The sequence below is a fragment of the Nitrospira sp. BLG_2 genome (genome assembly GCF_049222245.1).
The window spans coordinates 1-6,338 of record NZ_JBLYIG010000321.1 but is presented as its reverse complement, the minus strand read 5'-3'; the positions used below and the strand labels follow the sequence as shown (position 1 = coordinate 6,338).

The following is a 6,338-nucleotide window of genomic DNA, read 5'->3' as shown; positions in this document are numbered from 1 at the left end:
CCGAAGCCAAAGGGTTACAATCTCACCACCTTGCCCGATCCTTACTATTGCGGGCGCATTTCCGATGGGCAAGGCTGGCGCATTCTTCAACCGTTCAACATCGGGCCAGGCGGCAAGTTCCGAGACGTGGTGGTCTATCTTGAGGGAGTCAAGAAAGGGAAACCCTTTGAGGACGGCGAGGTTCCACAGATCGAAGCGAAAGATTGTCTCTTTCTCCCCTTCACGACAGTGGTGCGGGACAACAAATCGGTGACGGTCGTCAACATGGACCCGGTCATGCACGACATACAAGCCTATGAGACGTCACATTTGGGTGCGCGCGTCCTCTTCAACGTCCCACTTCCGATGAACCCACAACATCCACGAAGCTTCAGAGACCGCGGCGACGCCGCGCTGTATCACAAACACAAGGCCGGAGCGCCGAAAAAAGAATTGGTCATGCTCAGCAAAGATCGCCGGGTCTTCGTCATGCAATGCGGCTTCCACGCCTACATGGAGAGCTGGGGTCTGGCCGTCAACAGTCCCTACTTCGCCAAGACGGATGAGCAGGGCCGTTTCACGATCACCGATGTGCCGCCCGGCACCTACAAGCTGGTGGTGTGGCATCCCTATATCCGAACAGTCAATGAACAATCCGTCACGGTTGGACCGAAAGGAACCACGGAAGCAGACTTCGCGGTCTTGGCGCCGACTGGGCGGCTCTACGTCAATGAAGCACTAGAACACGACTATATGCAATATAGCGTGACGGAGGAACAGAAGAAAGAGATTGAGCCGATGGTCCACATACAGGCGCACGAATGACCGGACCGCGCGTTGAGTGCCGTAAGCCGAACGGCATTGCACATACTCACCGCTCAAGTCCGGATTTCAATAAGCAGGAGGCTCATCGTGAAAGACAATGAAACGCGGGCATGGCAGGCTTGGAAAACAACATGCTACACGATGCTGGTCATCGCACTGTTGTTAACCGTCGCACATGTCGTTGTGGGGGGGTGAGAAGGAAGATTCATGTCGGTGGACATTCGGTCCGCGCCGATTCGGATGAGCGTTCAGCCTGCATCTCAGCCAATGTTGCGGACGAACCGCAGAGCGCCCTGAAGTAATCTGACAAGAACACGAGGGTTTCAAGCGATCGCATGCTGAATCTGTTATGGATCCTCCTCGGCGGGTACGTGGCCGGGATGCTTCTTCCGCTCTGTCTCTTCCGACGCCCCGAAGCTCAAAACCTTGCCGCCAGCGCCTCCGCCGCCGTGGCGACAAGCGCCGGCGTCGTTCTGGGCTTTCTTGGCCTCACGTCTTTGGAACCCATTTCGGGCTCACTCACGTCCACAATTCCTCTGCTCATCTTGGCAATTCGGCTTGATCCACTGGCGGCATTCTTCGTCTTGACCATCTCCATTGTGGGCCTTGCCGCTTCGATCTATTCCATTGGATACGTACGACATTTAAATAGGCACGCATCGCCGGCCACGCTCGGAGCGCTCTTTAACGCATATTTCCTCTCTATGACGCTCGTCGTCCTTGCGGACAACGGCTTCTTCTTCCTGCTCGCCTGGGAACTGATGTCGCTCCTGTCCTATTTTCTGGTCGTCACAGAGCACGAGAAGGCGGACGTGCGGTACGCGGGGGTGTTCTACTTGATCATGACGCATGTCGGAACCGCGTTCATTGTCATGGCGTTCCTGATCTTCTTCCAGGGTGCCGGGTCGTTCTCCTTTGAAGCCTTCCGGCATCCAGGGCAGCCCTTGCACGAGGGCATGAAAACTCTCGTATTTCTGATGGCGTTGATCGGGTTCGGCACGAAGGCCGGCATCGTACCGCTCCATGTGTGGCTGCCCTATGCGCATCCGGTGGCGCCGTCGCATGTCTCAGCCGTGATGTCCGGTGTCATGATTAAAACCGCGATCTATGGTTTGATCCGGGTCTATTTCGATTTCTTCGGCGGGCAGTTCCCCTGGTGGTGGGGCTTCACGGTGCTGCTCCTCGGGGCAACATCTGCGTTACTGGGTGTGATGTATGCGTTGATGGAACATGACCTCAAGAGGCTCCTCGCGTTTCACAGTGTGGAAAACATCGGCATCATTCTGTTGGGCATCGGGGTCGGCATGATTTTTCAGTCCTATGGATTGAAGGAACTCGCCGCGCTCGGACTGCTGGCCGGGCTCTACCATACGATCAATCACGCCATGTTCAAGGCCCTGCTGTTCTTAGGAGCCGGCTCGCTGCTCTATGCGACACATACACGCAATATGGAAGAGTACGGCGGGTTACTTCGGCGCATGCCTTGGACGGGGCTCTTTTTTTTGATCGGGGCCGTATCGATTTCCGCTCTACCTCCTACCAATGGATTTGTGAGTGAGTGGCTGGTGTTCCAAAGCCTCTTTCTCGGTTTTCAGATTCCGGCGGTGTTTCTCAAACTGATGCTGCCGATCGCAGCCGCGATCCTAGCCCTGACCGGCGTGCTGGCCTTGGCCTGTTTCGCCAAAGCATTCGGGATTGCGTTTCTCGCGCGGCCACGGAACGCACATGCCCGTCACGCTGAGGAAGTTCCGGTTCCCATGCGCATCGCGATGGGTTTTTTAGCCACCCTCTGTGTGGCCTTGGGCATCGCCCCGGTGGTGGTGGTTCCGCTGTTGGACCGAGTTGTCACTCCTCTGGCAGGGATATCGATCGCAAAGAACATTCTGGCGATAGATGGTTGGGCGCTGGCACCGGTGAATGTCGAATTCTCAAGCCTCTCCACACCAGTGCTTGCGCTGTTGCTGGTTGCGCTGTCGCTGCTAGGCTTGGCACTAGCCGTCACGTTCGGTGGTCGTCGTAAACCACGCCGTTACAAGACCTGGGGCTGTGGGCTCAACCTCTCACCCCGGATGGAATACACCGCGACCGGTTTTGTCCAGCCGATCAAACGAGTCTTCAGTACGATCTACCAGCCGACGGTCAAACTCGAGACGGAGTTTCTCGACGAGTCACGATACTTCGCGAAACGACGACACTTTGAATTTCACATCGAACCGATTTTTGAGAAGTATCTCTACGATCCCTTGGTGGCGTTCTTCGCGACTTTGGCCGACCGCCTAAAGGTCATCCAGGCAGGCAGTCTACATCTCTACCTGACCTATATTTTCGTCACACTGATCGCCTTGCTGTTGCTTGCGGTGTAATCGATGCTCGAAGCGATCACTCTCATCGTGGCTCAGACGACCGTCTTACTGGCCGTCTCACCGCTTCTCGTGGGCTTGATCCGAAAGGTTAAAGCACGTTTGCAATTGCGACGGGGCGCGAACCTCCTCCAGCCTTACGCTGACCTGGCTAAGCTCTTCCAGAAGCAGGCGGTCATCTCGACCACCACCTCATGGATCTTCACTGCGACGCCTTATATCGTATTTGCCTCCACGTTGACTGCGGGCCTACTGGTCCCCACGTTCACCTCGCAGACACCCATGAACTTTGCGGGAAACATCATTGCGGTGGTGTATCTCTTGGCGTTGGGCACATTTTTCTTGATTCTCGCGGGACTCGATGCCGGATCGGCCTTTGGCGGGATGGGCGGCAGCCGGGAAGCGATCGTGGCGTCGCTGACCGAACCGGCCATGATTCTCGCTATTTTTGCGATTGCCCTGACCAATGGTTCGACCAACGTGAGCACCATTGTCCATAAGACCGCGCTGTTGGAAGATATCGTCACGGACCCATCGCCGCATCTGATGGCGCTGGCCGCCCTCTTTATCGTGGCGCTCGCAGAGACAGGACGGGTACCGGTCGATAATCCGGCGACACATCTCGAATTAACCATGATCCATGAAGCCATGCTCCTTGAATACTCCGGGCGCTATCTTGCCGTACTCGAATGGGCGGCCGACCTGAAGCTGGCCGTGTTCCTCTCTTTGATCGCCAACGTCTTTGCGCCCTGGGGAATCGCGACTACGGTGGCGCCCGCCGCCATAGGGATCGGGCTTCTGGTCTACATCCTAAAGATCGCAGTGCTCGCGGTGTTGATCGGAGTCCTTGAATGTATGTTCGCAAAATTGCGGCTGTTCCGGGTCACGGATCTGCTAGGGGTGGCGTTTATCCTCGCGCTGCTCGGGTTGCTGTTCTTTTACATTCTTCGGAGCTGAACGGATGCAGGTGCTTTCTTCCATTGGATCGCAACTCGTCAACGTATGCTCGGCCTTGCTCTTGTTGACCTGTTTCGCGATTGTGGCGCAACGGCGGCTCTCGGCCTGCGTCGACCTGTTCGCGCTGCAGTCGGCCTTTCTCGTCGTGACGGCGGCCCTGGTCGCCTATTTGACCGGGAACCCGCACATCTATATGGCGGCGGCGCTGACCGGTGTCATCAAAGTGATCATCATTCCGCGGGTCCTCAAGAAAATCATCGATCGCCTCAACGTCAAGCGAGAGCTGGTAATGTACATCAACGTGCCGGCCGGGCTGTTGATCTGCGGCGGGCTGGTCATGTTGGCCGTCTTCATCTCGCAACCGATCATTCCGTTGGGCTCTCTGCTCACGCGTGATTCTCTGGCCATCGCCCTCGCGATCGTGCTCATCGGATTGTTTACGATGATCGCGAGACAAAAGGCCGTCACACAACTCGTGGGTTTTCTGGTCATGGAAAACGGGCTGTTCTTGGGGGCCACGGCCTCCACACATGGGATGCCGTTGATCGTGGAACTTGGTGTGTTCTTCGATGTGCTCATTGCGACGTTGATCGCGGGAATCTATACGAATCGCTTGCAAGACGCGTTCGACAGCGTCGATACGAGTCGCCTCACCGCGCTGAAGGAATAACAGAGGAGCAGTTGATGATCGCAATCGTGGTCTTGTTGGTCGCGCCGCTTCTCGCGGGAGGGCTGAGTCTGGTCGTCCACCGCTCCGCACTGCTCCATGTGATCAACCTGATCAGTCTGGGCGCGCTCGTGATCGCAGAATTCGTGATCACCCAAACCGTGCTGAGCGATGGCCCATTCACGGCCCTGGGACAGTTGGTGTATCTCGATGCGTTGTCGACCTTCATTTTATTCATCATCGGAGCAGTCGGACTGGCCTGTTCGTTCTACATGCGTTCCTACATGGACGAACAAGTGGCGCAGGGCGTGATCGCCCCGACACGACTCAATCTGTTCTTTTTCCTCTTCCATATGTTTGTGCTTGCCATGGTCGTCGCGACTGTTGCGAACAGTGTCGGGGTGCAGTGGGTGGCGATCGAGGCGACGACGCTCGCTACCACCTTTCTGATTGCTTTTTGGAGGCGACGGGAGTCTCTGGAGGCCGGGTGGAAATACCTCATTTTGTGTTCGGTGGGAATCTCGCTCGCCTTGTTCGGTGTCGTGTTGCTGTATTACTCGTCGCTGCAGGTGCTGAGCGATGTCAGTCAGGGGTTGAATGTGACGCAACTGCTCCCTGTGGCCGATCGGTTGAATCCGCAGGTCCTCAAGTTGGCCTTCATCTTCATCCTGGTCGGGTATGGTACCAAGGTGGGGCTCGTCCCGATGCATAGCTGGTTGCCTGATGCCTACACGGAGGCGCCGGCTCCGGTGGTGGCCATGCTCGCTGGTGTCCTCGAAGTGGTCGCGGTTTATGCCATCATCAGGATGAGAATGATCATTGACCACGCCGTGCCAGCTGACTTCACCGGCGGGCTGTTGGCGTTGCTCGGATTTGCCTCATTCGTGACGGCGACGTTCTTCATTCTCATCCAGCACAACTATAAACGGCTGTTTGCCTATTCCAGCATCGAGCACATGGGGATCGCCATAATTGGATTCGGGGTCGGGGGGCCGCTGGGGACCTTCGGCGGGCTGTTTCATCTGTTGAATCATGGGTTGGCTAAGTCGATGGCGTTTTTTGCTGCAGGCAACGTTCACCGCCGCTTTCACACGGTGGAAATCGATCGTGTACAGGGGTTGGCCATAGCACAACCCTGGACGGCGTTCGGGCTAGTGACCTCGGGGTTGGCCTTATCGGCGCTTCCTCCATTCGCGGCATTTGCGAGCGAACTCCAGATTGTCACAGCCCTGGCCTCGCAAGGAGTTCCGGGAATGGGGTTCACCGGCACCGAGGGCATGGTGACGGTGGCATTATCGGACCAATTCGGTCGGGTCGCGTTGGCTTCGGTATTTCTGATTTCTGCGGTTCTTTCGTTCGGCGGTCTGCTGTATCGCATGACCGGGATGGTGTGGGGGATTCCACGGGAAGGAATTGTCCGGGGAGAAATCTGGACACTCGGCCATCTACCGATCATTCTGCTTACCGGATCGCTTATTGGATTCAGCGTGTTTCTGCCCCAACCCATACAACAACTCTTGGAACAAGCGACCAGAATTCTGGTGGTTCAA

Annotated in this window: 5 protein-coding genes; all 5 read left to right on the top strand. The window is 56.5% G+C overall.

The window, feature by feature from the left end:
• Window positions 1-804, top strand: an 804-nt coding sequence (locus ACOSYY_RS08980) for a carboxypeptidase regulatory-like domain-containing protein (protein WP_421661928.1), incomplete at its 5' end; no start/stop codon positions are given.
• A 335-nt stretch (window positions 805-1,139) separates the two neighbouring features.
• On the top strand, window positions 1,140-3,167 hold the full coding sequence (gene hyfB, locus ACOSYY_RS08975) for a hydrogenase 4 subunit B (protein ID WP_421661927.1): 2,028 nt from the start codon (window positions 1,140-1,142) through the stop codon (window positions 3,165-3,167).
• Between the two features lie 3 nt (window positions 3,168-3,170).
• Window positions 3,171-4,121 carry a respiratory chain complex I subunit 1 family protein gene (locus ACOSYY_RS08970; RefSeq protein WP_421661926.1) on the top strand — a complete coding sequence of 317 codons (951 nt, stop codon included), beginning with the start codon at window positions 3,171-3,173 and terminating at the stop codon, window positions 4,119-4,121.
• 4 nt (window positions 4,122-4,125) lie between these two features.
• Window positions 4,126-4,791, top strand: coding sequence for a formate hydrogenlyase (locus ACOSYY_RS08965; RefSeq protein ID WP_421661925.1), 666 nt, complete (start codon window positions 4,126-4,128; stop codon window positions 4,789-4,791).
• Between the two features lie 14 nt (window positions 4,792-4,805).
• The coding region (locus ACOSYY_RS08960; RefSeq protein WP_421661924.1) for a hydrogenase 4 subunit F at window positions 4,806-6,338 on the top strand (1,533 nt) is incomplete at its 3' end.

What these genes read in the sequence shown, in the direction of transcription:
- hyfB (WP_421661927.1), top strand. Translation starts at nt 1,140, where the DNA reads ATGCTGAATCTGTTATGGATCCTCCTCGGCGGGTACGTGGCCGGGATG.
- ACOSYY_RS08970 (WP_421661926.1), top strand. Translation starts at nt 3,171, where the DNA reads ATGCTCGAAGCGATCACTCTCATCGTGGCTCAGACGACCGTCTTACTG.
- ACOSYY_RS08965 (WP_421661925.1), top strand. Translation starts at nt 4,126, where the DNA reads ATGCAGGTGCTTTCTTCCATTGGATCGCAACTCGTCAACGTATGCTCG.